General features: G+C 37.4%; 24 protein-coding genes. 14 read left to right on the top strand and 10 right to left on the bottom strand.

The genetic code is table 11. The annotated features are described in order from the left end of the window. Positions 1-6: 6 nt before the first annotated feature. On the top strand, positions 7-462 hold the full coding sequence (locus OSH00_RS18200) for a hypothetical protein (RefSeq protein ID WP_266131598.1): 456 nt from the start codon (positions 7-9) through the stop codon (positions 460-462). On the opposite strand, the gene OSH00_RS18195 is transcribed toward OSH00_RS18200, so the two are convergent. Together OSH00_RS18195 and mutM are read right to left on the bottom strand one after the other, a co-directional pair. Continuing rightward, on the bottom strand, positions 459-743 hold the full coding sequence (locus OSH00_RS18195; protein WP_266131597.1) for a peptidylprolyl isomerase: 285 nt from the start codon (positions 741-743) through the stop codon (positions 459-461). The two genes, OSH00_RS18200 and OSH00_RS18195, sit on opposite strands and share 4 nt — an antisense overlap. Beyond that, the gene (gene mutM, locus OSH00_RS18190; RefSeq protein WP_266131596.1) at positions 740-1,591 is read right to left on the bottom strand and encodes a bifunctional DNA-formamidopyrimidine glycosylase/DNA-(apurinic or apyrimidinic site) lyase; all 852 of its coding nucleotides are present in this window, start codon (positions 1,589-1,591) and stop codon (positions 740-742) included. Before mutM ends, OSH00_RS18195 begins: the two co-directional genes overlap by 4 nt. A 387-nt stretch (positions 1,592-1,978) precedes the next feature. Here mutM and OSH00_RS18185 point away from each other — a divergent pair, with 387 nt between their 5' ends. The 4 genes from OSH00_RS18185 to OSH00_RS18170 all read left to right on the top strand — a co-directional run bounded on the left by OSH00_RS18185 (position 1,979) and on the right by OSH00_RS18170 (position 7,615). Next, complete coding sequence (locus tag OSH00_RS18185) at positions 1,979-3,277, top strand: carbohydrate porin (RefSeq protein ID WP_266131595.1); 1,299 nt, start codon at positions 1,979-1,981, stop codon at positions 3,275-3,277. Between the two features lie 33 nt (positions 3,278-3,310). Next, positions 3,311-5,443 (top strand): TonB-dependent receptor, encoded by a 2,133-nt coding sequence (locus OSH00_RS18180; RefSeq protein ID WP_266131594.1) that lies wholly within the window; start codon positions 3,311-3,313, stop codon positions 5,441-5,443. A 19-nt stretch (positions 5,444-5,462) separates the two neighbouring features. Beyond that, entirely contained in the window at positions 5,463-6,581 is a 1,119-nt protein-coding gene (locus OSH00_RS18175) for an NADH:flavin oxidoreductase/NADH oxidase (protein WP_266131593.1), read from the top strand. Between the two features lie 110 nt (positions 6,582-6,691). Continuing rightward, a complete protein-coding gene (locus tag OSH00_RS18170; protein ID WP_266131592.1) occupies positions 6,692-7,615 on the top strand; it encodes an AEC family transporter in 924 nt (307 codons plus the stop codon). A gap of 38 nt (positions 7,616-7,653) precedes the next feature. Here OSH00_RS18170 and OSH00_RS18165 read toward each other — a convergent pair whose 3' ends face one another. The 4 genes from OSH00_RS18165 to OSH00_RS18150 form a co-directional block, all read right to left on the bottom strand. Then, positions 7,654-8,466: a tetratricopeptide repeat protein gene (locus tag OSH00_RS18165; protein WP_266131591.1), complete on the bottom strand. Its 813-nt coding sequence runs from the start codon at positions 8,464-8,466 to the stop codon at positions 7,654-7,656. Positions 8,467-8,692: 226 nt separating this feature from the next. After that, the gene (locus tag OSH00_RS18160; RefSeq protein WP_196077295.1) at positions 8,693-9,400 is read right to left on the bottom strand and encodes a DsbC family protein; all 708 of its coding nucleotides are present in this window, start codon (positions 9,398-9,400) and stop codon (positions 8,693-8,695) included. A gap of 447 nt (positions 9,401-9,847) precedes the next feature. Beyond that, positions 9,848-10,168, bottom strand: a complete 321-nt coding sequence (locus OSH00_RS18155; RefSeq protein ID WP_266131590.1) for a low molecular weight protein tyrosine phosphatase family protein — start codon at positions 10,166-10,168, stop codon at positions 9,848-9,850. Then, positions 10,165-10,422: a hypothetical protein gene (locus tag OSH00_RS18150; protein WP_266131589.1), complete on the bottom strand. Its 258-nt coding sequence runs from the start codon at positions 10,420-10,422 to the stop codon at positions 10,165-10,167. The genes OSH00_RS18155 and OSH00_RS18150 overlap by 4 nt, the downstream gene beginning before the upstream one ends. Before the next feature lie 176 nt (positions 10,423-10,598). Between OSH00_RS18150 and OSH00_RS18145 the strand changes: the two genes are divergently transcribed. After that, positions 10,599-10,844: a hypothetical protein gene (locus OSH00_RS18145; protein WP_196077292.1), complete on the top strand. Its 246-nt coding sequence runs from the start codon at positions 10,599-10,601 to the stop codon at positions 10,842-10,844. A 29-nt stretch (positions 10,845-10,873) separates the two neighbouring features. Here the strand turns inward: OSH00_RS18145 and OSH00_RS18140 are convergent, their stop codons facing one another. After that, complete coding sequence (locus tag OSH00_RS18140; RefSeq protein ID WP_266131588.1) at positions 10,874-12,157, bottom strand: TPM domain-containing protein; 1,284 nt, start codon at positions 12,155-12,157, stop codon at positions 10,874-10,876. Positions 12,158-12,345: 188 nt separating this feature from the next. On the opposite strand from OSH00_RS18140, the gene OSH00_RS18135 reads away from it, so the two are divergent. Beyond that, a complete protein-coding gene (locus OSH00_RS18135) occupies positions 12,346-13,521 on the top strand; it encodes a PQQ-dependent sugar dehydrogenase (protein WP_266131587.1) in 1,176 nt (391 codons plus the stop codon). A gap of 33 nt (positions 13,522-13,554) precedes the next feature. On the opposite strand, the gene OSH00_RS18130 is transcribed toward OSH00_RS18135, so the two are convergent. The 3 genes from OSH00_RS18130 to ygfZ form a co-directional block, all read right to left on the bottom strand. Continuing rightward, the gene (locus OSH00_RS18130) at positions 13,555-14,799 is read right to left on the bottom strand and encodes a TPM domain-containing protein (RefSeq protein ID WP_266131586.1); all 1,245 of its coding nucleotides are present in this window, start codon (positions 14,797-14,799) and stop codon (positions 13,555-13,557) included. A gap of 114 nt (positions 14,800-14,913) precedes the next feature. Continuing rightward, a complete protein-coding gene (locus tag OSH00_RS18125; RefSeq protein WP_266131585.1) occupies positions 14,914-15,405 on the bottom strand; it encodes a hypothetical protein in 492 nt (163 codons plus the stop codon). Positions 15,406-15,539: 134 nt separating this feature from the next. Further along, the gene (gene ygfZ / locus OSH00_RS18120; RefSeq protein WP_266131584.1) at positions 15,540-16,262 is read right to left on the bottom strand and encodes a CAF17-like 4Fe-4S cluster assembly/insertion protein YgfZ; all 723 of its coding nucleotides are present in this window, start codon (positions 16,260-16,262) and stop codon (positions 15,540-15,542) included. A gap of 238 nt (positions 16,263-16,500) precedes the next feature. Here ygfZ and acnD point away from each other — a divergent pair, with 238 nt between their 5' ends. The 7 genes from acnD to OSH00_RS18085 all read left to right on the top strand — a co-directional run bounded on the left by acnD (position 16,501) and on the right by OSH00_RS18085 (position 23,372). Next, entirely contained in the window at positions 16,501-19,107 is a 2,607-nt protein-coding gene (acnD, locus tag OSH00_RS18115) for a Fe/S-dependent 2-methylisocitrate dehydratase AcnD (RefSeq protein WP_266131583.1), read from the top strand. Between the two features lie 182 nt (positions 19,108-19,289). Further along, positions 19,290-20,228: a hypothetical protein gene (locus tag OSH00_RS18110; RefSeq protein WP_266131582.1), complete on the top strand. Its 939-nt coding sequence runs from the start codon at positions 19,290-19,292 to the stop codon at positions 20,226-20,228. Between the two features lie 385 nt (positions 20,229-20,613). After that, complete coding sequence (locus tag OSH00_RS18105; RefSeq protein WP_004829882.1) at positions 20,614-20,757, top strand: zinc ribbon-containing protein; 144 nt, start codon at positions 20,614-20,616, stop codon at positions 20,755-20,757. Between the two features lie 121 nt (positions 20,758-20,878). Then, positions 20,879-21,457 (top strand): DUF4126 domain-containing protein, encoded by a 579-nt coding sequence (locus tag OSH00_RS18100; RefSeq protein ID WP_266131611.1) that lies wholly within the window; start codon positions 20,879-20,881, stop codon positions 21,455-21,457. 190 nt (positions 21,458-21,647) lie between these two features. Then, positions 21,648-21,860 (top strand): hypothetical protein, encoded by a 213-nt coding sequence (locus tag OSH00_RS18095; protein WP_266131581.1) that lies wholly within the window; start codon positions 21,648-21,650, stop codon positions 21,858-21,860. A gap of 367 nt (positions 21,861-22,227) precedes the next feature. Beyond that, positions 22,228-22,677, top strand: coding sequence for a hypothetical protein (locus tag OSH00_RS18090; protein ID WP_266131580.1), 450 nt, complete (start codon positions 22,228-22,230; stop codon positions 22,675-22,677). Positions 22,678-22,934: 257 nt separating this feature from the next. Beyond that, complete coding sequence (locus tag OSH00_RS18085) at positions 22,935-23,372, top strand: hypothetical protein (RefSeq protein ID WP_266131579.1); 438 nt, start codon at positions 22,935-22,937, stop codon at positions 23,370-23,372. Positions 23,373-23,816: the final 444 nt, after the last annotated feature.

Here is a 23,816-nt window from a genome sequence, read left to right as displayed (position 1 = left end):
AGTTCAATGTCATGGTCACAAACGATGGGAAGTGCGCGTTCGCAATTTAAGAAGATTCATTGTCATATTCAGGATTATCATCACTATAAAGGTGATGAAGAACCATCACCATCTTATCAAGCATTACCTGAACGCTTTAAAGCGCTTGTGATTGATCAACCTTTGCATTTGACAATAAATTCTGCTGAAGACATTTCTAAGTCATTAGAGCGAAATGACGATTCAGAAACAGTTATAGAGCAAACAGTTCAACTGATAAGTGGCAATACTCGGAAGTTATTTATAAACCAGCCAATCTGTATTATTCAAGGGCAAGGTAAAGGATTGTATGGATATATCAATCAACCGAATCAGCCCCTTACTACGGCATGGATGAGTTTTGAGCAAGGTGTGAGTACGGGAATTGCCAGGCAAGGCGATATCATTTCGACTTCATACCAAGAATCTAAATCTTTAAATTAAAAATCCATACGGAATTTAATTTCAAGCAAATGAAAACCAAATTGGCTTTTTACAGGTCCGTGCAGAACATGTTCAGCTGCTGTAAATACCAATTTATCAATCACAGGAACAAGTTGTCCTTTTTTAACTTCTCCAAGCTCACCCCCGCGTTTAGCCGAGTTGCAAGTTGAGTGCTGCTTCGCAATTTTTGCAAAATCAGCACCGTCGTGAATCTTCTTTTTGAGCTGTTCCGCAAAATCTTTATCTTTGACGAGAATATGTCGAACGATTGCAGTTTTCATTTCATTTTTCCTCGTGTCTTTTTAGGAGAGGCTTTTACTGGTTTAAGCGGTTGACATTGTGGGCAAAAAACACTGGCTCTTTGTCCGAGTTTTAAATTTTCTAGAGTTGTTTCACAGTTGATGCACATTTCACCTGCACGACCATAGGCCAACAAGGTTTGTTGAAAATAGCCATTTTCACCCATTGCATTGGTATAGTCCCGCAATGTTGAACCACCCAAATCAATCGCCTGCTTTAAAATTCTTTTGATTTCAATCGCCAAGTCTTGAACTTGTTGCTTTGACAGACTTGAAGCAGGCTGGGCAGGGTGGATACCCAAATTAAATAAACTTTCAGTTGCATAGATATTTCCAACACCAACGACAATGTGGTTATCCATGATTGCAACTTTTGTGCCGATATTTTTATTTTTCAATTTTTCAAACAAATATTCAGCATCAAATTGATCACTCAATGGCTCAGGACCCAATGTATCAATCAGTTTGCTTTGGCTCTGCTCATTGAGCCAAATAATGCAACCAAATCGGCGTGGATCATGATAGCGCAATTGCATATCTTCAAATTGAATGATGAGGTGATCATGCTTTCTCAGTTCTTCACGCTCGTCACAGATTCTAAAACTACCTGACATACCCAAATGCCAGAGCATCGTATGTCGTTCGAACTCAGCCAAAATGTATTTGGAACGACGTGTTAAACGAATCAGCTTTTGCCCTTGAAGTTGCTCAATATCTTCAGGAATTGGCCAGCGTAAGCGAGATTCACGGACTTGAACATGAATAACTTTTTGACCGATCAAAGGAATTAAACTGGTTTTTGTTGTTTCAACTTCGGGTAATTCAGGCATGTACTTGTCGTATCACGGGAGTAGATCATTATTGTATGCAAGAATGAGGCAGCTTTAAAGAGTGGTTCTGTTGAGGTTGCGACTTTAGGTTAAGGTCAGCATTAGCATCACTGGCTGAAACTGTATTTTTATTTATAAGTATCTGTTATTTCGAATAAAGTTTATTAATAAAATAAAGTTTTCCAATTGATAAAAAATATCTGATAGTTATATGTAAAAAAATGTGTAAATTTCTAGTGAATAATCTCCAAAATAATTTGGATTACCCACAGTATTTAGGCGTGATTGTAATTTTAAAGCTTGATTTTTCTAATGGTTTTATGGAGATCAAGCATTTGAGATTAACAAGTTTATCCTTATGCACTTCGCTTCAAATTAGGCTTCCCCATGAAAAAAATTGCTTATCCTTTAGTGGCAATCTCTACGTTTACCATGATCTCCGTTGCATCGGCAGAAGATGCTTTTGATGTGCATGCATCTACCCTGACAGGAGACTGGAATGGCGCACGTACTGAACTGGCTGAAAGGGGGATGAAGTTCGATGGTACGATTGCCATGGATGGTTCATATCTTGCTGATGGGGGATATGATGCACATCAAGCGCCAACTTTTGCAACCCAGTTTGGTCTTGGAACTACTTTGGATATGGGGAAATTAGCAGGTTGGAATGATGTCACGATTCGTGCTTTAGTCACGGCGCGCCAAGGTGAAAGCACGTCATTGAGAGGGATTCAGGCACCCGATGCACCACAGTGGGCAAACTCTCAAGCCAATTGGGGGCGAGGTAATTCAGGTAGCCGTTTGAGTGAGCTCTATATTGAAAAGAATTTTAAAGAACAAGGCTTGAGTATTCGTGTAGGTCGAATGGGTTTGGGCACTGAATTCAATACCATGGCTTGTGATTTTCAAGGCAATGCATTTTGTGCTGCACAAATGGGTAAATGGCAAGGTAAGCTTTGGTATAACACACCTGTCTCGCAATGGGGCGGACGTTTAAAATATCAAATCAATCCAGAGTTATTCGCACAAGTGGGTGTTTTTGAATATAACCCAGAGAATGCTTTGGAGCGTCAAGGCTGGAACTTGGATACAAAGCATGCTGATGGTGTAAATATTCTTTCAGAAGTGGTGTGGTCTCCAAAGAAAGGTCTCAATGATTTACCAGGCAGTTACCGTTTTGGTACTTTATACAATACTGCTGAGGAAGCTAAAAATCAGTACGATGTGGCTTATAAAGCAGGGACCAAAGCTGAAGACCGTACATATGGGGGATGGATTGCCTTTGAACAGCAATTGACTTCAATAGGTGGGGGTAAACGAGGTCTACATAGTTTTGGTAATTTCACAGTACATGATCGAACGACAACGGCTGTCAGTGATTCACAACAACTGGGTTTAAAGTATTATGGGGTATTTGAAAGCCAGCCCAATGATATTCTAGGTTTAGCTGTGAATAGAGTACATTTGAATGATCGCTATACGGATTATGTGAATAATAGTCGCTTAGGCACAAATTTAAGACAGCTGAATGAAGATGCAGAGTATAATGTTGAGTTGAATTACTCCTATTACCCTGCCAAATGGTTCATGCTTCGTCCTTTAGTACAGTATGTGATACATCCTGGTGCAACCAATCAGGTTGACAATGCATTGGTCATTGGCTTGGGGTCTAAAATTATTTTCTAAAACTATTTTCTACAAACATCCGAGGAAACCTAGATGCAAAGAGTGAAACATTTAAAAATTAATACCACACTACTTTGTTTAACAGTCTGTATTTCCCAGAACCTTTATGCTGAATCGGAATCTCAGGATTCCACTCAGCAACTACCGACAATTAAAGTTGAAGCAACACGCTCAGATACCAGCGTACTCAATACCCCTGCTTCTGTTTATCGTATAGAACAACAACAAAATCAGAATAATATGGGGGTAAACCTCACTGAAACCCTTAAAGGTATTCCGGGTTTACAACTGAATAACCGTGAAAATTATGCACAAGATTTACAACTGTCGATGCGAGGTTTTGGCGCGCGCTCTACCTTTGGCGTGCGTGGTATCCGTTTGTATGTGGATGGTATTCCCGCAACCATGCCCGATGGGCAAGGTCAAACCTCGAATATTGACTTAAGCAGTTTGGATCATATTGAAGTGTTGGGTGGACCTTTTTCATCACTCTATGGAAATTCATCAGGGGGGACAATTCTCACCAAGACCAAAGAGGGAACAGGGCGTGATTCGGTTGAGTTGGGATACTCAGGTGGAAGTAACAATAAAGGGCGTGCTGATATTGTTTTACAAGGGGGTGCGGATCAAGCCAATGAGCCAAGTTATGTGATTAGTTCTTCGTATTTTGATACTGATGGCTATCGTGATCATAGCGCGGCACGAAAAAACTTGAGTAATGCTAAACTCACTTGGGATTTGGATGATGGCTCAAAAATTAATTGGATCACCAATTATGTAAATATTCATGCGGATGATCCACAAGGTCTCAGTCGGAATCAGTGGAAGCAGAATCCAAAACAGGTCAATGACAGTAAAAACGAATATAATGTCCGTAAAGATATTAATCAGACACAAACAGGGATCAATTGGACCAAACCCATCAACGACCAGAATGAAATCTATTCGATGGTTTATTTAGGTCACCGTGAGGTCACACAATATCAGTCTATTCCAAGTTCTGCTCAAAAGAACCCTCGCCATGCAGGTGGTGTCATTGATTTTTCAAGAGATTTTTATGGGGCTGATTTACGTTGGACAGGTAAAGACCTGTTACCGAACACGCGGATCAGTGCAGGGCTTGCTTATGATGCCATGAATGAAGATCGTCAAGGCTATGAAAACTTTACTTTAGATCATAATAAGCCGCATTATGGTGTAAAAGGTAATTTACGTCGTGATGAACGAAATACTTTATGGAATTTAGACCCTTATCTTCAGGTAGCTTGGCAATTTCTGCCGACAGTACGTCTAGACACAGGATTGCGTTATAGCAATGTTCATTATGAATCTAAAGATCATTACATTACGGGCTCTAATGGCGATGACAGTGGTCAAACAGATTATAACAAGTTGCTTCCATCAACTGCTTTGACATGGGAAATTACGCCTGAGATCAGTAGTTATATCAGCTATGCCAAAGGTTTTGAGACACCGACTTTTACCGAAATGGCTTATCCGACCAGTGGAACTTCGGGCATTAACTTTGCACTGAAACCTTCGACCAGTGATAACTATGAACTGGGTTTAAAGGCACAAAATCAATGGGGTAATTTCACGGCTGCAGTTTTCCAAAGCAATACACGAGATGATATTGTTTCTGCTGGATCAGTGGATGGTCGAGCAACCTATCAAAATGCGGACAAGACATTGCGTCAGGGCGTTGAACTGTCTTGGAATAAAAAGTTGTGGAAAGATGTCACTGCACAGGCCAGTTATAGTTTCCTCGATGCAACATTTGATGCAGACATTCCAAACTCAGACCCTAAAAAAGTTATCCATAGTGGAAATTACATTCCCGGTATTGCTAAAAACCAAGCCTTTGTTGGATTTGGTTGGCTTCCTGAAAGTGGTTTGAATGCTGGGGTTGATGTTCGTTATATGGATAAAATCTATGTTGACGATCTCAATACAGATACTGCACCAAGTTATACAGTCACCAGCCTAAATGTCGGTTATATCTGGAAAAACAAAGATTGGAAAGTCCGTAGTTTTGCTCGAGTAGATAATTTATTCGACAAAAACTATGTGGGTTCTGTCATTGTGAATGATGGCAATGGTCGATTCTTTGAACCTGCAGATGGTATTAACTGGAGTGCCGGTTTAAGCGTCACCAAACAATTTTAATTCGCTGGGAAAATAATTTATGTCGGCTCAACCGAAGTTATTTGAATCCATTCAATTTGGCTCACTTTCACTGAGTAATAAAATAATTATTGCACCCATGTGTCAATATTCTGCAACTGATCAAGGTGAGGTCACTTATTGGCATGAGCAGCAATGGGCAAATTATGCTTTGTCTGGTGCAAGTTTGTGTATTGTCGAAGCGACTGCTGTTCAAGCACAGGGCCGTATCAGCTATGCTGATCTTGGCTTATGGAATGATACACAGCGAGATCAAATTAAGGCGTTGTTGAATAAAGTAAAAACGATTGCGCCCACGCCTTTTGCGGTACAGCTTGCACACGCAGGACGTAAAGCTTCAACGGATAAACCATGGTTGGGCAAAGGTCAAATTGCAGCAGATCATCAGCATGGTTGGCAGACAGTTTCTGCCAGTGATATTGCGTTCAATGTTGAAGATGTTGCACCACATGCCTTAACGCTTGATGAAATACAAACCATCATTGATGATTTTGCTCAGGCTGCAATCCGTGCTGTTGAGGCAGGATTTTCATTGATTGAAATCCATGCAGCACACGGTTATTTATTGCATCAATTTATGTCTCCACTATCGAACTTTCGTACGGATCAGTATGGAGGCAGTTTTGAAAATCGTATTCGCTTAACTTTAGAGGTTTTTCAAGCGATTCGAAATGCAGTGCCTGCCAATTATCCTATTGGTGTACGCCTTTCTGCGACTGATTGGATGGATGCAGAAAATGGTTGGAATATTGAGTCGAGTATTGGTTTATCTAAAGCCTTGGCCCAATTGGGAGCAGTTTATATCCATGTTTCCTCAGGCGGTTTACATGCCCAACAAGACATTAAGATTGGTGCAAACTATCAGGTGCCTTTCGCCAATGCAATTAAAAAACAAGTGAATATTCCAGTGATTGCGGTAGGATTAATTACGGAAGCGGAACAGGCTGAACAGATTCTTCAGCAGGGTGAGGCAGATGCGGTTGCATTGGCAAGAGCGATCTTATATGACCCACGTTGGCCTTGGCATGCAGCCGCAAAACTGGGGGCTAAAATCTCAATAGCACCTCAATATTTACGCTGTCAACCTCATGGAATAAAGGATTTGTTTTCAGCATACTGATGAATTCACAGTTTCACTGAATCTATTATTCTTTTAAAGTATTTAAATTGATCAAAGATATATTCTAGGATATATCTTTATTTACGAGTTCTGGAAAAGGAACGGTTTAAATGATTTTTTCGGTAATTTTTCCAGTATTTTTTCTATTATTTCTGGGTTTTATCTCTGTCAAAATCCAATTGATAAGCAAAGCACAAATCACAGCCTTGAGTGCTTTTGTAATCAAAATTGCTTTACCTGCTTTACTTCTGCATGGATTAGCCTCAAAAGATCTGCATGAAATTTGGTATCCAGCATATTTCTTTGTCTATGCCAGTGTCACTTTTGCTTTATTTATTCTGGCTTTCTTGGTTGGGCAGAAAATTTTTAAAAATCATTTTACCCATGCCTCAGTATTCTCATTGGGTGCATCCATGTCTAATACAGGATTGTTGGGTGCTGCAATTTTAACGTTGCTGATGGGTAATGAAGCCATGATTTACATCTCTTTGGTGGTGATCATCGAAAGTGTTTTTCTGGTGCCGCTAATGCTGACTCTGGCAGAAATTGGACGTCAACGGCAAGCTAATTTAGCCGCTATTCTAAAAATAACTTTTATCACTTTACTTAAAAATCCGTTATTCCTATCGGTAATGATTGGTATGAGTTGCGCAATTTTCAATATCCAGATTCCACATCTATTGGATTCTGTTTTTGCCATGCTTGGACAAACAGCTTCGCCACTGGCACTCTTTATCATTGGTGGTGGAATGGTCGGACTGACCATTCAATCCTTTAATCTGCAAACCATTTATCTGGTGATCTCAAAAAATATCTGTATGCCGCTTTTGGTTTATTTGGGATTTACCAATTTTACAGATTTGGATCAAAAAATGATTTATGCAGGTACCTTGATTGCAGCATTACCCATGCCATCTTTATTTGGGATCTTTGGACAAGTCTATGGTTTGAATGAAAAAGCGCTGACGCCTCTGATGATAAGTACTTTTTTGAGTTTTATTGTTGTCAGTGTATTGATTGGTGTATGGTGGTAAAAGCACACGCTTTATCGTGTGCTTTTGGCTTTGAATCATTATTTTTTCGCAGCTGCCGCTTTTGCTGGTGCTTTAGCCTTTTCAGCAATCAACTTATTGACCACTTCTAGAGATTCTTTTGCTTTAGGCACATTATTTTTTGCTAGCTCAGTGAAAATCTTTTGCGCTTCAGGCAAGTTTTGATCAATGATATTGCCATTGGTCAGCATATTTCCAACAGCCATTAATGCGGGAATATAGCCTTTCTTGGCTAAGTTTTGAATAGCATTCAGTCCCTGGTTCACTGTGGGCGCATTTTTCTTTTTCAAACCATCCGTGATGTCATACAGGGCTTTGGCATGAATCGCAGGGGCAAAATCTTTTTTCACTAAAGGATCAAGTTTCTGTAAACCCAACTTGTCTGATGCTGGCGTACCTTCGGCAAATAATAAAACGGCTAATTCCACAGTCGCATCATCAAAACCTTGAGATGATGATTTCTCGAGATATTCACGCACTTTCTTTTCATCTTTGCTTAAGCCTAACTGTCCTACAGCATAGCTTTGAGCCAAAACATAACTTGCGACTGGATAGCCTTTTGCTGAAGCATCCTGATAATATTTCAATGCTTTTTTATCATCTTTGGCAGTACCTTGCCCAGTTTGAGTTAAATAGCCTAAGTTATATAAAGCTTGCGCATTGCCTGTTTTAGCGAGGCGTTCGAGCTCTTGATAGGCTGCAGGATAGTTTTTTGCTTGAATGAGTTCTTGTGCTTTCGCAAAAGCAGGATCAACATAAGATTTAGATGCATCAGCGGCAAATGCTGAAATACAAGATAAACTTAGAAGAGTGGCAATAAGTGTTTTTTTCATTTTGAAACTGTACCTGATTTTAATTTCAACATAATTCCATTTATGGTGGTAGAACGGGTGAATGACTTTTTTAATCATAATTTGAAAATTATGAATGTAAACATTCCAATTGTATAGCTTGGTGCATTTATGTTTTAGATTTTTTATAGATAAGCATAAATTAAGCAGATTTTAAAGTTATTGTTGCGTAGGAGATCAAGAAATATCTCACTACGCGTTTTATAAATCATTTAACCGCTTTTAACAATAACTCAATTTCACCTGCATCACGCGCACCTGAAATACGTGAACCATCTTGTAAGAAGAATGTTGGAGTACCATCTACACCCAGCGTTTTAGCCAAGGCGATATTCTTTTCAACAGGTGTACTACAAGACTTGGTTGGAGTTGGCTGTTTTTTATCAATGGTATAATCTTGCCATGCTTGGTATGGGTTTTTAGAGCACCAGATTTGTTGCGATACTTGTTCAGCGTTTGGATGTAAACGTGTGATTGGGTACAAGAATAAATAAATCGTCACGTTGTCGATATTTTTTAATTCTTTTTCAAGATGTTGGCAATAAGGACAATCGGGATCACTAAACACATAAATAGTGCGTTCGCCTTTACCTTTGACATGTTTGATGGCTTGTTTTAAAGGCAGCGCTTTAACATCAATACTTTTTAAAACTTGTTCACGTTCGGCAGTCAGATTTTTTTGTTCTTTTAAATCAATTAAATTACCGACAAAGAAATATTTCGCTTCCTCATTGGTGTAAACAATACGACCACCCATATAGACTTCATAAACATCTTTGATCGGTGAGTTCTGTACTGATTTAACTTCAATTTCAGGATACTGAGTTTTTAAATTTTGTTCTAATGTTTTGATGTCAGCATGTGCAGAAGTAAAGCTAAAAATGCTTAAACTCAAAAGAGATAACCAGATTTTCATGATAAAACTCAAAATAATAATGCCGATATTGTGCACTGAATCAGGGCTAAAAATATATTGAGATCATGTAATTGAAATATCTAATTTAAACGTGCTGTCTATTTTTTAAAAAGATGTGGATCCGATGTCGTGCCGGTTGCTGTTGTAATTGTTCAATATGGTGATTTAACTCTGTTTTAGATTCCGCTTTTAAACTCAATTTACTGCTGAATTTGAATTTCATGGAACATTTTCCAGTATGCTGCACAATTTGGACATGTTCCGTAGAACATTTTCTACCTGTTGAGTTAATGATACTAAATTCAATCCGCTGAGTAGATGCGATAGGGGAAGAAGTCAGCATCAAATTGCTGACGATCAATTGATGATTGCAAATATAAAATGCAGCAAAATGTAAATTAAACTTTTTAAGCAGCCAAATGACAGCACTTTTCTAATTTATTTTATTTAAGGTAAATAAGGCAGCATTGTTTCTTTTAATATCTCAATCAACTCTTCATCCATATAAAGAAAATCATCAGGAATATCCAAAACAATCACTTTTTTGTGTTGGAGTTGCTGAGCAAATTTTTCTTTGATGTTTTGTTTATGCTTCTGCTCCATGACAAAAATCATATCCGCCCAGGTAATGTCTTTGAGTGAAACGGTATGCTTGGCATGTTTACTTGTTCCAGCAGAACGAGTGGAAAGTCCATAGCCCACTGCAAAGACACGCTCGGCAGTGGGGCTACGCCATTGATTACGACTACATATAAAAAGGCTATTCAATCTGTGATCATCCAAAAATCATAGTGTGCTTGTTTTCGTCTTTTTGCAGAGGAAATACGAGGATACTCTATCCCAAGTTGTTTGGAGCGAGAGCGTTTTAATGATCTATTCCAAAGCATTTTCCAGTCTTTTTCAGGTTTCCACAGGGTAGAGCTATGCCTGCAATCTCGACCACGATGTAAAAAATTGACTTTACGTCTCCAAGCGCGGTTTCTGTTTAAATCGTTTGCAAATAATGGTGATGTAATATCCATAGGGTAAAACTCATGAGTTGATCGGGTTCAGCAGCCGCGATAACACATGGTTGGCTTATTTTATAAGTAATGATTCATTCAGACAAGTTATATGGAATTGATCATCTGTACTTTGAACAGACTTGGATGGCATGTAAAGGGTATAATTATGATTAAATTAAAGTGATGAGAACACCATGTTTATTAAAGCGATTAAGCGGAATTATGACAAAATTAGTCAGGACGAAAGTATTGCTGAAGAAGACAAGATTGATGCTTTGCTTATAAAGTTGGGCGGTGAGTTTTTAGTGAGCAAAGATGATCGTGTTTATCTGTTTGAAAAAGATGGGTTAACTGCAAAGTTTGATGCAAAACATGCGCGTGCTTTTCACTTTAAAGAATATGTATGTAAAGACATGAATAAGTTATTTCATGGCTTTTAGGTAAAACAGGCTCTCAGGCTCAATATGGATTACCATGAGCCTGATGCGCCACCACCACCTGAGCTACCGCCTGAACTTCTCCCGCTGCTCGATGATGAGCCTGTGCCAGAAGAAGATGAGCGACTGCTCGATGAACTTGAGGAAGAGCTTGAATAGGATGATGAACGTGCAGAGGTTGAAGGTGTTTCTTTAAACCATTTTTGATATTCAACAGGATAATAGCGTTGATAAGGTTTGGCTATCGAATAAATCAGTGTCCAGATCAAAAGCAGGATAAATGGGCAGAAAATAAAAAACATCAATACGGGCATCCAATGATTTGGCAGAATAAACGCCAAAATGATTGGAATGCCGATGAATAAAACAGCGTATTTTTTGGAAATCTTTTTAGGCAAAGTCGATAATTTTATCAACTTATAAATATCTCGATAATGATTAAATTTAGCCACCATCCAAAGAACTAAAATATATAAGCCAAAAAGCAAAAAGAAATTTAGTCCTGTGACAATCCAGCAAAATAGGTGATGTATAGGTAAAAACACGATCATAAATAAAGGAATTCCTTTGATTCTGATTTGCTGTTTTTTAAGCGTTTGATAAATTGGCGCAAAATAGATGACTAAAATACAACTCACCATAATATTCCAAATAAAAACAATGAAATAATTGATGAAATTCTTTGAAGGCTGGTCTAGACGTATGACATGTGGATTTTCTGGTTGTGTTGGATATTGATAAGTGTTTTGAGTTGAAGTAATGGCTAGCGGTTGCTCTTCAGCTTTTTGTTGATGATTGGCAACCTCGATCGCTAAGTTAGGCGATTGGCCAATTTCATTCTGTGCGAGTGCAATGCCTGTATAGTATTCATCGTTTTTAAAATGCGGTGCGAGAATATTTCGAATGATGCGACCAGATTTTATATCTGTTAGATCGCCCTCTAAACCATAACCCACTTCAATTCGCATTTTTCGATCATTTTTGGCAATCAATAACAACACGCCATTATCTTGTTGAGCATTCCCAATTTTGATGGTGTTGAAAATATCACGTGCCGCGTTTTCGATTGGCTCGCCACTTAAAGAGGAAATCATTAAAATTTTAAGGTCGATTTTTTTTTGTTTAAAAATAACTTCATTGTTCTGCTTGAGCTTTTCAATTTCAGCGGTAGTCAATGTCTGTGTGGTATCTAAAATATGGTCTTTCTTTAATTCTTCTAGAATTTGTGGTGATAGGGCATGACTGCTAATACTCAACAATAAACTCAATGCTAAAAGAATGAACTGTTGATAAATGGCTTTATTGGATAGATGCATATTTTATGTTTTTTAAGTTATTGAGTTAATTCTAAATGGAGAGAGGTATGGGTAAAAGAGTTTTTACAAATGAAAGAATTGTCCATGTCGATTTTCTCAGAAGCCTTTGACTATGTATTCATCATTTAAGTTGTATAATATCAAAAAAGAAGCTGTTTCTTCATAAGATGAACTGAGAAGTATCAAAAATGAACAAAATACTGTCAATCTTATTATTATGTTTAATTTGTCCAATGACAGTTTTAGCTCAACAGCCAAAGCTAATACCCTATCAAATCAACTTGAAAAATGGAAAGCGCTTTTCTCTAAATTTACCTGCAAATTTTGAAATCATTCCTGCGGCTGAAGGCTTAAAACGAGTCCGCTTTTTTACAAAAGCCCCTGATGGCAGAATGTTTGTCACGGATATGCATGATTTGTCTGATAATAAAAAAGGCATCATCTATATTTTGGATCAATGGAATGCTGAAACAGGTCGATTTGGCAAAATAATTCCTTATATGACTGGTTTGAAAAATCCAAATTCAATTCAATTTTATACGGATGATACAGGACAAGATTGGTTATATTTAGCTGAAACTGACCAACTCACTCGACGTAAATTTACCCAAGGTGAAACTAAACCAACGGCTAAAGCTGAAGTTTTAGCTACTTTTCCAGACTATGGCTTAAGCTACAAATATGGTGGTTGGCATCTAACACGGACAATTGCTGTAGGGGGTAATGGAAAAATTTATGTTTCAGTTGGTTCTAGTTGCAATGCATGTGTTGAAAAAGAACAAGTTCGAGCAACAGTGACAGAAATGAACCCTGACGGTTCAGAACAAAAAATTTTTGCTCAAGGCTTACGCAATGCCGTGGGTTTGAAATGGATAGGTAAAGTGCTATTTGCCACCAATCAGGGGGCAGACCATTTAGGTAAAAATAAGCCGGATGAAACTTTTTATGCCCTCAAACGTGATGCTGATTATGGTTGGCCGTCCTGCTATTCGTCGAATGGTAAAATTTTTGCAGATCCAAAATTCAAACGTTCATCTGGCTGTAAAAATGTATTAACACCTTACGCCTATTTCCCTGCGCATTCATCTGCACTTGGCTTTGATTATTTTGATCATCCAGATACGGATGACAGTATCAAAAATTCTTTTTTGGTTGCTTTACATGGTGCTACAGATGCATCAATTGGTCATGGCTACAAAATTGCAATTATGCGTAAAGGACAAAAATTGGAGACCTTTATCGATGGTTTTTTAGTGGGAAAAAATGTCTATGCTCGACCTGCTGATATCTATCGAATTGATGAAAATTCATTTTATTTCTCCGATGATAAAGGCGGTGTAATTTATTATGTGAGGAGGAAATAATCTTCCTCCATCACATTTTAAGCACATTAACACTTACCATGAACCTGATGCACCACCACCACCTGAACTGCCGCCTGAATCTCGTTCATCATTGGAGGATGAACTGCTGCTGGAGGATGAATCTTGATTACCATCAAAGGATGAATGATGATTTGATGAGTAATTATTGTCTGAATTGGAGTTTTTCCGTAACGCCTGAACTCTTTCAAAAGCCTCCTCACGTGCCTTTTGTCGCTCTTTTTCTCTGAGATATTGATTGTAGTAAGTTGTTAAATATTGATTTTCAGTGCGATGTTTAAAGCGATACAAGAATTGGAGATAACGTAAAAAGATTAAAATTAAGCAGATAGCTAAACATTTCAATAGAAAAACTGCAGTTGCAGGGATGAAATCGACCAGATAGAAACTACCTAATCCAAAGATTGAAAAAATTTGAAGCGGAAGGCTATACAAAATGCATTTCAACACTTTATGGTGTTGATCTTTAGGTATGCAGACGGCAATTAAAAATGGTGCATATACTGGAATAAGCGCACTCAAAAAGAAGCCTAAATTAGCAAGATTTAAATAAGAAAAAATCAATAGATGAATAAATATCTCTAACATAAAAAAGGCGACAAAGGCTGCTAATCCGCCTCCAGTACCGAGTTTGACAACCAATTTGGTATAGACCCAATACATTGGAATACAAAGCAAAATGGAAAGAAACAGGTAACCATAAAAGGTGAGATTGAAAACAATTTCTGGATTTTTTGCGTCTACATTTTTCAGTGAGATATTTTGGTTGAAAAGCATTTTCTGGGTTTGAGACAAACCCTGATAATAATCATTGTTTTTAAAATTTGGTGCCAGAGTATTGCGAATCATTCGCCCCATTTGTACATCTGTCAAATCACCTTCCAGACCATAGCCAACCTCAAAGCGCATTTTTCGGTCATCTTTAGACACGACGAGCAATAAACCATTATCAAGTTTAGCATTGCCTATTTTAATTTCATTAAAGACTTGTTCAGCATATTGTTCTATTGATGTATCTCTAATCGTAGGGATCATTAATATTTTCAAATCAATATTTTTCTGCTGATAAAGCTGTCTATTTTGATTTTTTAATGCTTCGATTTGATTGTTGTCTAGAGTAGAAGTCGTATCAACGATATGCTGTTGTTTGAGTTGCTGTAATAGTTCAGGCGACAGTGCATGACTACAGATACTCAAGATACTGACTAGAAGTAATACGATGATTCTTTGAGGTGTCATGGTTTGAAGGTATCTATTCATTTTGTTGTATTAAAATTGAGATTAATCTCATTCAGTTTATTCAATGATCAATGTATTTTGATGATTGAAGTAGAGGAAATTGTTTAAGCTAAAATTTTTCCTATGAATGCATATCTAATGTCTAAAAGGTGATAATGAAATATTTTGTGCCTTGGCTAAATTTAAAAAACGTAAGAATATAAAAAATTCAATTAAATTAATACCAATACGCCAAAATTTTTCGTTAAAAATTCTTAGCGTTGTATTGTAGAAGGCAAATACATCAAATCCAGCTCCACTTGCACCAAAGCCTGTTTCGAAATAAATAAACAAACCTGAGGTAATTTTGGGAATATAGGCAATCAGAGGTGTATAAAATGCTGGAATTAAACTTAAAGAAATCCAAAACAAGATTTTTAAACCTGTCTGTCTTTTGTCCCAATATTGAAGTGCACCAAACAACATAAAAACCAGTTGAATGTAAATTAAGACATATAAGACGAAGACTAAAATATGAAAGGGATTGGTAAAGAGTTGATAGGTAATCAAGACCAATCCAACGATGGCAGAAATACCATAATATAAGGCGATAAATTTATGTTTGGAGTCTTGGAAACTGTGATTCATAGTTATAAAAAAGTTAAATTAATATAATGATTTTGATCATTTTATAATAAGTTAAGAGATTTTTTAAGTGGAGATATAATGACGAAGCATAAAGATAACGTGATTAACGTTATCTTTATCTAAAAATTAAATGATTACTGCGGTCTAGCAACATCACCACTCAAATGCTCAGGTAAATCTAAAACAGTCACGTCCAACTCTGCTAAAGCATCAGGGCGGGCAACCACAAGTGCAATATAGCCATTTTCAAAAGCTGCACTATTCACGACTTGAACGCCCTTGTTTAATTGTTCAGCAGCAGCAGGGACAGCACCCGTAGCTTGAATAGCATGTAACCAAGCCTTAGGTTTTGCTTTAAACCAAAGACGTGCAATCACTTCCTGACCAAGATAACAGCCTTTGTCATAATTGATACCTTCACGTTGATGCAGGCGTAATTCCTGAGGTTGAAACAAACCGTCAGTCACTTTACTGATATAGGCTTGACCATTTTGGATGGCGAAAATTTCCCACGCTGAAATATCAGTTTCAGTGGCAGAAAAGTCAGTTGTAGAACCGTTGAGTGTTGGAAAAGCTTGCCCGACGAACTCAAGTTTCATTTTAGAAAAAGCACCATATTTTTTGATGTGCTGAGCAAATTCTTCAGCTTGATCTTGTGTGGTTACAATTTCTAGATGTTCAGGATTTATTTTTTTTAACCACAAGCCAAAATGAATACGACCTTTTAAATCACAGATTGCCGTATATTGGCTCACATTTTCAGTTAAATTTTCTACATTCACAGTCACTTGACCTTGTAAGAATTTGACTGCATCAACACCGATTAAGGTAAAAGAGGAGAAAGCTAGATCGCTCATGAATTGCTCGCTTGTCTTAAATCTAATACTAAAGAATTAATCTTATTTTCCGCTATTTTTCAAAAAAAAGCAGTTTTAGTGCAAATATTTTAATGAAGTTGTTACTAAATATTTCTAAAACCCCTGTTTTTATACCTAAATTCATGAAATATAAACGATTTGGGAAATGGGTTTTCGACAGTGTACTATGCCAAACATTAGACACGCAGTAAAAAACGATGCAAGAGGCACAAAGGCAATGAATAAAAATTATCGTAAACCCCTGCAAGGTACCCAGCTCGAATACTTCGATGTGCGTCAAGCCGTAGAAGACATCCAGCAAGGCGCATATGCAAAACTTCCATACACATCAAAAGTATTGGCTGAGCAGCTAGTACGCCGTTGTGATCCTGCCATTCTCGAACAGTCACTCAAAGAATTAATCCATCGTAAGCAAGATCACGATTTCCCATGGTATCCAGCACGAGTCGTGTGCCATGACATTCTTGGACAAACAGCATTGGTCGACCTTGCCGGTTTACGTGATGCAATTGCAGACCAAGGTGGTGATCCATCAAAGGTGAATCCTGTAGTTCCCACCCAGTTGATTGTTGACCACTCTTTGGCGGTGGAATACGGTGGTTTTGATCCAGATGCTTTTGAGAAAAACCGTGCTGTAGAAGACCGTCGCAACGAAGACCGTTTTCACTTTATTGAGTGGACTAAAACTGCGTTTGAAAATGTCGATGTCATCCCAGCAGGTAATGGCATCATGCATCAAATCAACTTGGAGAAAATGTCTCCAGTGATCCAAAATCGTGACGGTTTTGCTTTCCCTGATACCTGTGTTGGTACAGACTCACATACACCACACACAGATGCCCTGGGGGTAATTTCAGTCGGCGTCGGTGGTTTGGAAGCTGAAAATGTCATGCTTGGCCGTGCATCTTGGATGCGTTTGCCTGACATTATTGGTGTAGAGTTGGTCGGACAGCGTAAAGCTGGTATTACTGCAACAGATATCGTTTTAGCATTAACCGAGTTTTTGCGTAAAGAGCGTGTGGTCGGTGCATATTTAGAATTCTTTGGTGAGGGTGCAGACAGTATGTCAGTGGGAGATCGTGCAACGATTTCAAACATGACACCTGAGTATGGTGCAACTGCCGCAATGTTCTACATTGACCAAAACACCATCGATTATTTAACGCTGACAGGTCGTGAAGCGGATCAAATCAAATTGGTTGAAACTTATGCCAAAGAAATCGGTCTTTGGGCATCGGATATGAAACAAGCAGAATATCCACGTGTACTGCGTTTTGATCTTTCTACTGTGACACGCAATATTGCAGGTCCCTCAAATCCACATGCACGGGTATCTACAACAGACCTTAAAGAAAAAGGGATTGCAGGTGTAGTTGAAAACCGTACAGATGGCTTAATGCCAGATGGGGCAATCATTATTGCTGCGATTACCTCTTGTACCAATACCTCTAATCCGCGTAATACAGTTGCCGCAGGTTTACTGGCACGTAAAGCAAACGAATTGGGTTTAACACGTAAACCTTGGGTGAAATCATCATTTGCACCAGGTTCTAAAGCAGCAGCTTTATACCTTGAAGAAGCAGGTGTAATGGATGATTTGGAAAAACTGGGCTTTGGTATCGTGGCCTATGCATGTACGACATGTAATGGTATGTCTGGCGCTTTAGATCCAAAGATTCAACAAGAAATTATTGATCGTGATTTGTACGCGACTGCGGTACTGTCAGGTAACCGCAACTTTGATGGCCGTATCCATCCTTATGCTAAACAAGCATTCTTGGCTTCACCACCATTGGTTGTGGCTTATGCAATTGCAGGGACAATTCGTTTTGATATCGAAACGGATGCATTGGGGAATGATAAAGACGGTAATCCGATTTATTTAAAAGACATCTGGCCATCAGATGCTGAAATTGATGCTTTAGTGAAAGAATCAGTAAAACCAGAGCAGTTCCGCAAAGTGTATATTCCAATGTTCGACTTAGGTGTGGCTGAAAAGTCTGAAAGCCCATTATATGATTGGCGTCCGCAAAGTACTTATATTCGCCGTCCGCCGTATTGGGAAGGTGCGTTAGCTGCGCCACGAACACTATCAAATATGCGTCCACTGGCAATTTTGCCTGACAACATTACCACGGATCATTTATCGCCATCGAATGCCATCATGATGGATTCTGCCGCAGGTGAGTACCTGCATAAAATGGGGCTTCCTGAAGAAGATTTTAACTCTTATGCAACGCATCGAGGCGATCATTTGACTGCACAACGTGCAACATTTGCCAATCCAAAATTGTTTAATGAAATGGTGGTTCGTTCTGACGGTACCATTAAGCAGGGTTCTAAAGCCCGTGTTGAACCTGAAGGCGAAGTGATGCGTATGTGGGAAGCGATTGAGACTTATATGAATCGTAAGCAACCACTGATCATTATTGCAGGCAAAGATTATGGTCAAGGTTCTAGCCGTGACTGGGCTGCAAAAGGTGTACGTCTTGCTGGGGTTGAAGCGATTGTTGCTGAAGGTTTTGAGCGTATTCATCGTACCAATCTAGTCGGTATGGGGGTTTTACCGTTGGAGTTTAAAACGGGTACAGATCGTAAAACTCTAAAACTTGATGGTACTGAGCTTTATAGTGTGATCGGAAATATTGCACCACGCACAGATTTAACTTTGGTGATTGAGCGTGCAACGGCTGACGGTAAGAGTGAAGTCATTGAAGTTCCTGTGACTTGTCGTCTGGATACTGAAGAAGAAGTGCATGTGTATGAAGCGGGTGGTGTTTTACAACGCTTTGCACAGGATTTCTTGGAAGGCAGCGTGGCTTGATTGAGTTGCATTTTTTAATCCTCCCCTTACGTAATATATTCCTCACCTTTGAAAAAGGAGGGAGCTTTTCAGCATTTCATAAGTGAGTATTACTTTGTATTTGGGGAGATTAAAGAAAAAAGTAATTGATAGTGTTGTAAAAAGACCCTACTGTTAAGTGGGGTTTTATTTTGAGTGAAAAAATGAAATTTAAATCAAGAAATTTAAAAGAAATTGCAGAGTGTATTATAGGTGATAAGGAACATTTCCCATATCGTAGTAGTAGTTATATTACTGAGTTTTTTGAAGAGTGTGATTTACCCTTTAAACATAATGGTACTACTCGATGGTCATGGACTTCTGAACGATTACAAGAATTATTAGAGGTGCCATGCCCAACGAATTCATTGCCTGATAAATTTGTACATGTTCTAAGAGTTTTAATGCATAAATCTGATGCAACAGAACATGATCCTTATAGAGTAAATGCATTGAGTCAACTCAATAAGCCATTAAGTAGAGAAGGATTCGAAGCCTTTTATGGTAGCGATAATAATTTATATATAAGAAATCTTAAAACTAATAACTTCATTAAACCGAATGAAAATCCGCATAGGCCATTTTCAGAAGAAGAATTAAAAAAGCGAAAGTTTCTTATAGATTTTTTAGATAAATGTTCCGAGGATGACCTAATTGAAAAAATTTTATTACCTTTATTTAGAATATTGGGATTTCAAAGGATTACAGTAGCTGGTCATAAAGATAAAGCATTGGAGTATGGTAAAGATATTTGGATGAAATTTCTGTTACCAACACAACATATAATTTATTTTGGTATTCAAGTAAAAAAAGGAAAATTAGATTCATCTGGTATGACAAAAACAGGTAATCATAATATGGCTGAAATTTATAATCAGACAACAATGATGCTTGGACATGAGATATTCGATCCTGAAACTAATAAAAGGGTCTTAGTTGATCATGCTTATATTGTGGCAGGTGGAGAAATTACGAAAGCTGCACGCAATTGGCTAGGAAATAAGTTAGATGCTAATAGAAGAAGCCAAATAATTTTTATGGATAGAGAAGATATTCTAAATTTATTTACTGTAAATACTATTGAAGTTCCTATAATTACTTAGACAATAGCTCTAGTCTTCACATCAAATACGGATTTGCTTTGTTAAACATCTTTAAAGATTTTACTTATGAAATTAAATATTTGAGTAGAGGATTTTATGACGATGGAAGAACCAATAACAGCTGAACGCCTTTTTAATGTATTGTCACAAATGCCAGATGATTTTTATGAGGAAGATAGAACTGATGAACCACCTCAAGAAAGAGAAGCAATTTAATTAATTTGTGGATTCAAATTTATGGAAAGTCGTTAGAAGAAAAATCGTATTACTTTTTGAAATCATTTCTTGCAAAAATGACACCATCATTTTTTAAAATAGACAGTAGACTTACATTAAAATTTGGCTATACTTTATTCACCATTTCTAAAACCTATGGAGAACAAAAATGGTTACTGCTGGTCAAAAACCTGGAACAGGCTTCTATTTTTGTGTCCAATGTGGACATCGCGTTTACTTAGAAATTGGTACAGATCGTTTACCTCCGTGTACCAAATGCCTTGGCAATCAATTCAACAACAAGAATGCCTAAGCAGCACCAACAAAACAGCTACTCGCAGTTTTAAGAAAAAGCCCTATCATCCAATAGGGCTTTTTTGTTAATTTAATAAAAAGTTTAAAAATATAATGAAAATACAGGCAGAAATATCATGATCGAAACACTTCTGAGCTTATGTATAGGCATTGGTTTAAGCGCAGCCTGCGGTTTTCGTGTGTTTGTTCCACTTTTAGTCATGAGCATTGCATCATTGATGGGATGGTTTGAACCTATGAAAGGTTTTGAGTGGTTAGCAATTCCCTCTGTGTGCATAGGCTTAGCTGTTGCAACTGTCTGTGAGATCGGTGCGTATTATATTCCTTGGGTAGACAATGCCTTAGACACCATTGCAACGCCTGCTGCCATGGTGGCAGGAACACTCACTACCATGGCGGTGAATAGTGGTGAAATGTCACAGTTTGCCAGTTGGGCGGCTGCAATTATTGTAGGTGGAGGAACAGCAACAGCAGTACAAATGGGAACAGTTGCAGTTCGGGGATTATCCACAGCAACCACAGGCGGTATTGCGAATCCTATTGTGTCTACAGGCGAATGGATTGGAGCTATTGTCGTTTCAATATTATCGCTCATTGTTCCTGTTTTGGTGGTGTGTGTGGGAATCATTGCGGTGATTTTTGTCATCCGTTGGATTAAAACAAAAAAACAAAAAAGTACAAATCATTCAACTGTTTAAAGATAAACATGATCATTAAAATACTTGTAAAAATTAAATGCTTAGACTAGTGGTGGGAAATCAATAAGGACAAAAATAAAAAGATTGATTTTTATACAAGAAAGGCATATTTTTATTATGGAATTAATAAAGGCATAATTTAATTATGGGTTTATTCGTTTATTTTACGAATAAATAGGGGGGAAACTTTATGATGGACAAATTTATTATCAATCAAAATCCGCAAGCCAATGGGGTGTATGAAGTACATAATGCTACTCTAGGTTGTAATTATTTACCCCATATCACTCAGCAAAATCTCTTAGGATTTTTTGCGACCAGTGATTTGGCGTTAAAGCGGGCAAAGATGAATTGGCCAAGAGAAAAAATTAAAGTTTGTATACACTGCTGTTCAGGAACTTAGAATTTGAAATAAATTCTGCATCTATGTTGGAACATTACACAAATGCCGCATGGATGCTTTGATTTCGCTATAAAATATGATGTTGATTCATCATCTAATACAGTGATAGGAAAAGAGAAGAGATCCAAAATAAGTGTTTGCTTGAGATTTATTATCCTCAAAGTAGAAGGGATATTGAAATGTTAGATGCACATTTTAGATCAAACAACATTCTATGGACTACTTCAAATTTTAGATGAATTGTTGTGATCCATGTTGTATTGAAAATAATCAATTTAAAAAAATAATGATAATAGCTGTTTTAAAACAATGATATAAATGCTATTAATTAATCATAATATCAACATCACATGGATAGGTGAGAACAATGAGAAAGTTCGATGTCGAAATCAGTTTGCCTGCACAAGCAGTGGAATCATTTGAAGCTGAAGATATAGAACAGATTCGTGCAAAATTTTATGCGATTAACTGGCGTCGTTTATTTCTGACTCAACTTCAAGCTGCTGATTCAGACATCTCATTTGCAGTACAAGATACGGAAACAGAGTTATATTTGCATATAGAGTTAAATACGCAATCGAGTAAAGCTGAGCCTGTCTTCCAAATTGACAGTAATATTCAATTGACTGTAGAAAGTAAAGAGTTTTTAGGATTCTTAACACGCAAAAAGAAATATGATGTGGTGTATAAGAATTTGAATCAAACACAGGTTTCAGAACAACTTAGTCTTTTTTTAAATGGGCAAATTGATGAAATGACAGAACAATATAGGCAATTGATGCACAAAAGAATGTTGCAAGAACATCGTTTAGCCTAATTTTAGATTTACGAAATCTACAAAATCAGGAAGTCAAAGCTTCCTGATTTTTTAATTGCTTTAAATGCAAATACTCAAATAATTGACCAATGAGTAAAATAAACTTGGTGCATGTAAAAAATAAAAAAAGTGAAATTTTTCACAATTTACATTTAAAAATAAATAACTTAGTTTTAAAAGTATGATCTGGTTCTCTATGTTTTTTGAAGAGTATTGTTACACTACAAAAAGATTTTAAGTGTATGCGTTTTAGAGTAATGAGCAATTTTGAAATTCACATTCAGTATCCAAATCACACCAGTGAGCATGATATGGAACGTATCAGCAATCTTGAGATTGCAGAAGTACTGACGAAATTTGAAAGCATCAGTTGGCGACGCCAACGCGTTTTACAATTGCAATTAGAGGGTCTCAGTACGATGTTTAAGGTGATTCATCCTACATCAAATGAATTTTTGACCATAACGCTGAATGCTTATGCTAAAACAGAAGATTTCGAGTTTAAGGTAGAAAGTAATATTACCTTGATTATTCCGCAACGTGAATTATTTGGATTAATGATACGAAAGAATAAAGCGCTATTCGCTATCAAGCAGAGTACACTTGAGCAGATTAAGACGAGTTTAACAGCGTTCTTAAATCAGGATAGAGCAGCTTTAGAAGACATTTTCACTCAAATTAAACAAGCTCATTAAGAAAATCAGTATTCAGCTGAAAGACATGTTTACATATAGCTAAAAAAGTAATGTTGCTGTGTTGGATTAGAAATGCAAATTTAGAAATTAAATTTGCATTTTTTCTCTGATTTATGCAATAAAAAATCATTTAATTAACTGAGTTGGGAAAAATTTTTTATATTGATTGGTTTAAAGAAAAAATTTCCTGAAAAAGACAAAAATCAATCTATCTTAGGAAAATAATTCCGAAGCAATTTGATTAATATTATTTTCAAGGATGTAAGGGATCGAAAAGAGCAGATTGCTACCAGTTGCGTATAACGTGCGTGTAGTACTTACCCACAAGGTCTCGATTCGGCTTAGGACGCTATAGACCAAAAGTTTATAGGCAATAGGGTTAAAACTTACAAAGTTTTAATAGTTGAAGTAAACCACAGTTGTTTTCCCGCTCATCCAAAAAAT

It is taken from the genome of Acinetobacter nematophilus (assembly GCF_026344175.1).
GTDB lineage: Bacteria > Pseudomonadota > Gammaproteobacteria > Pseudomonadales > Moraxellaceae > Acinetobacter > Acinetobacter nematophilus.
Note: the sequence above shows the minus strand (reverse complement) of the source record. Positions and strands in the feature narration are given on the sequence as shown.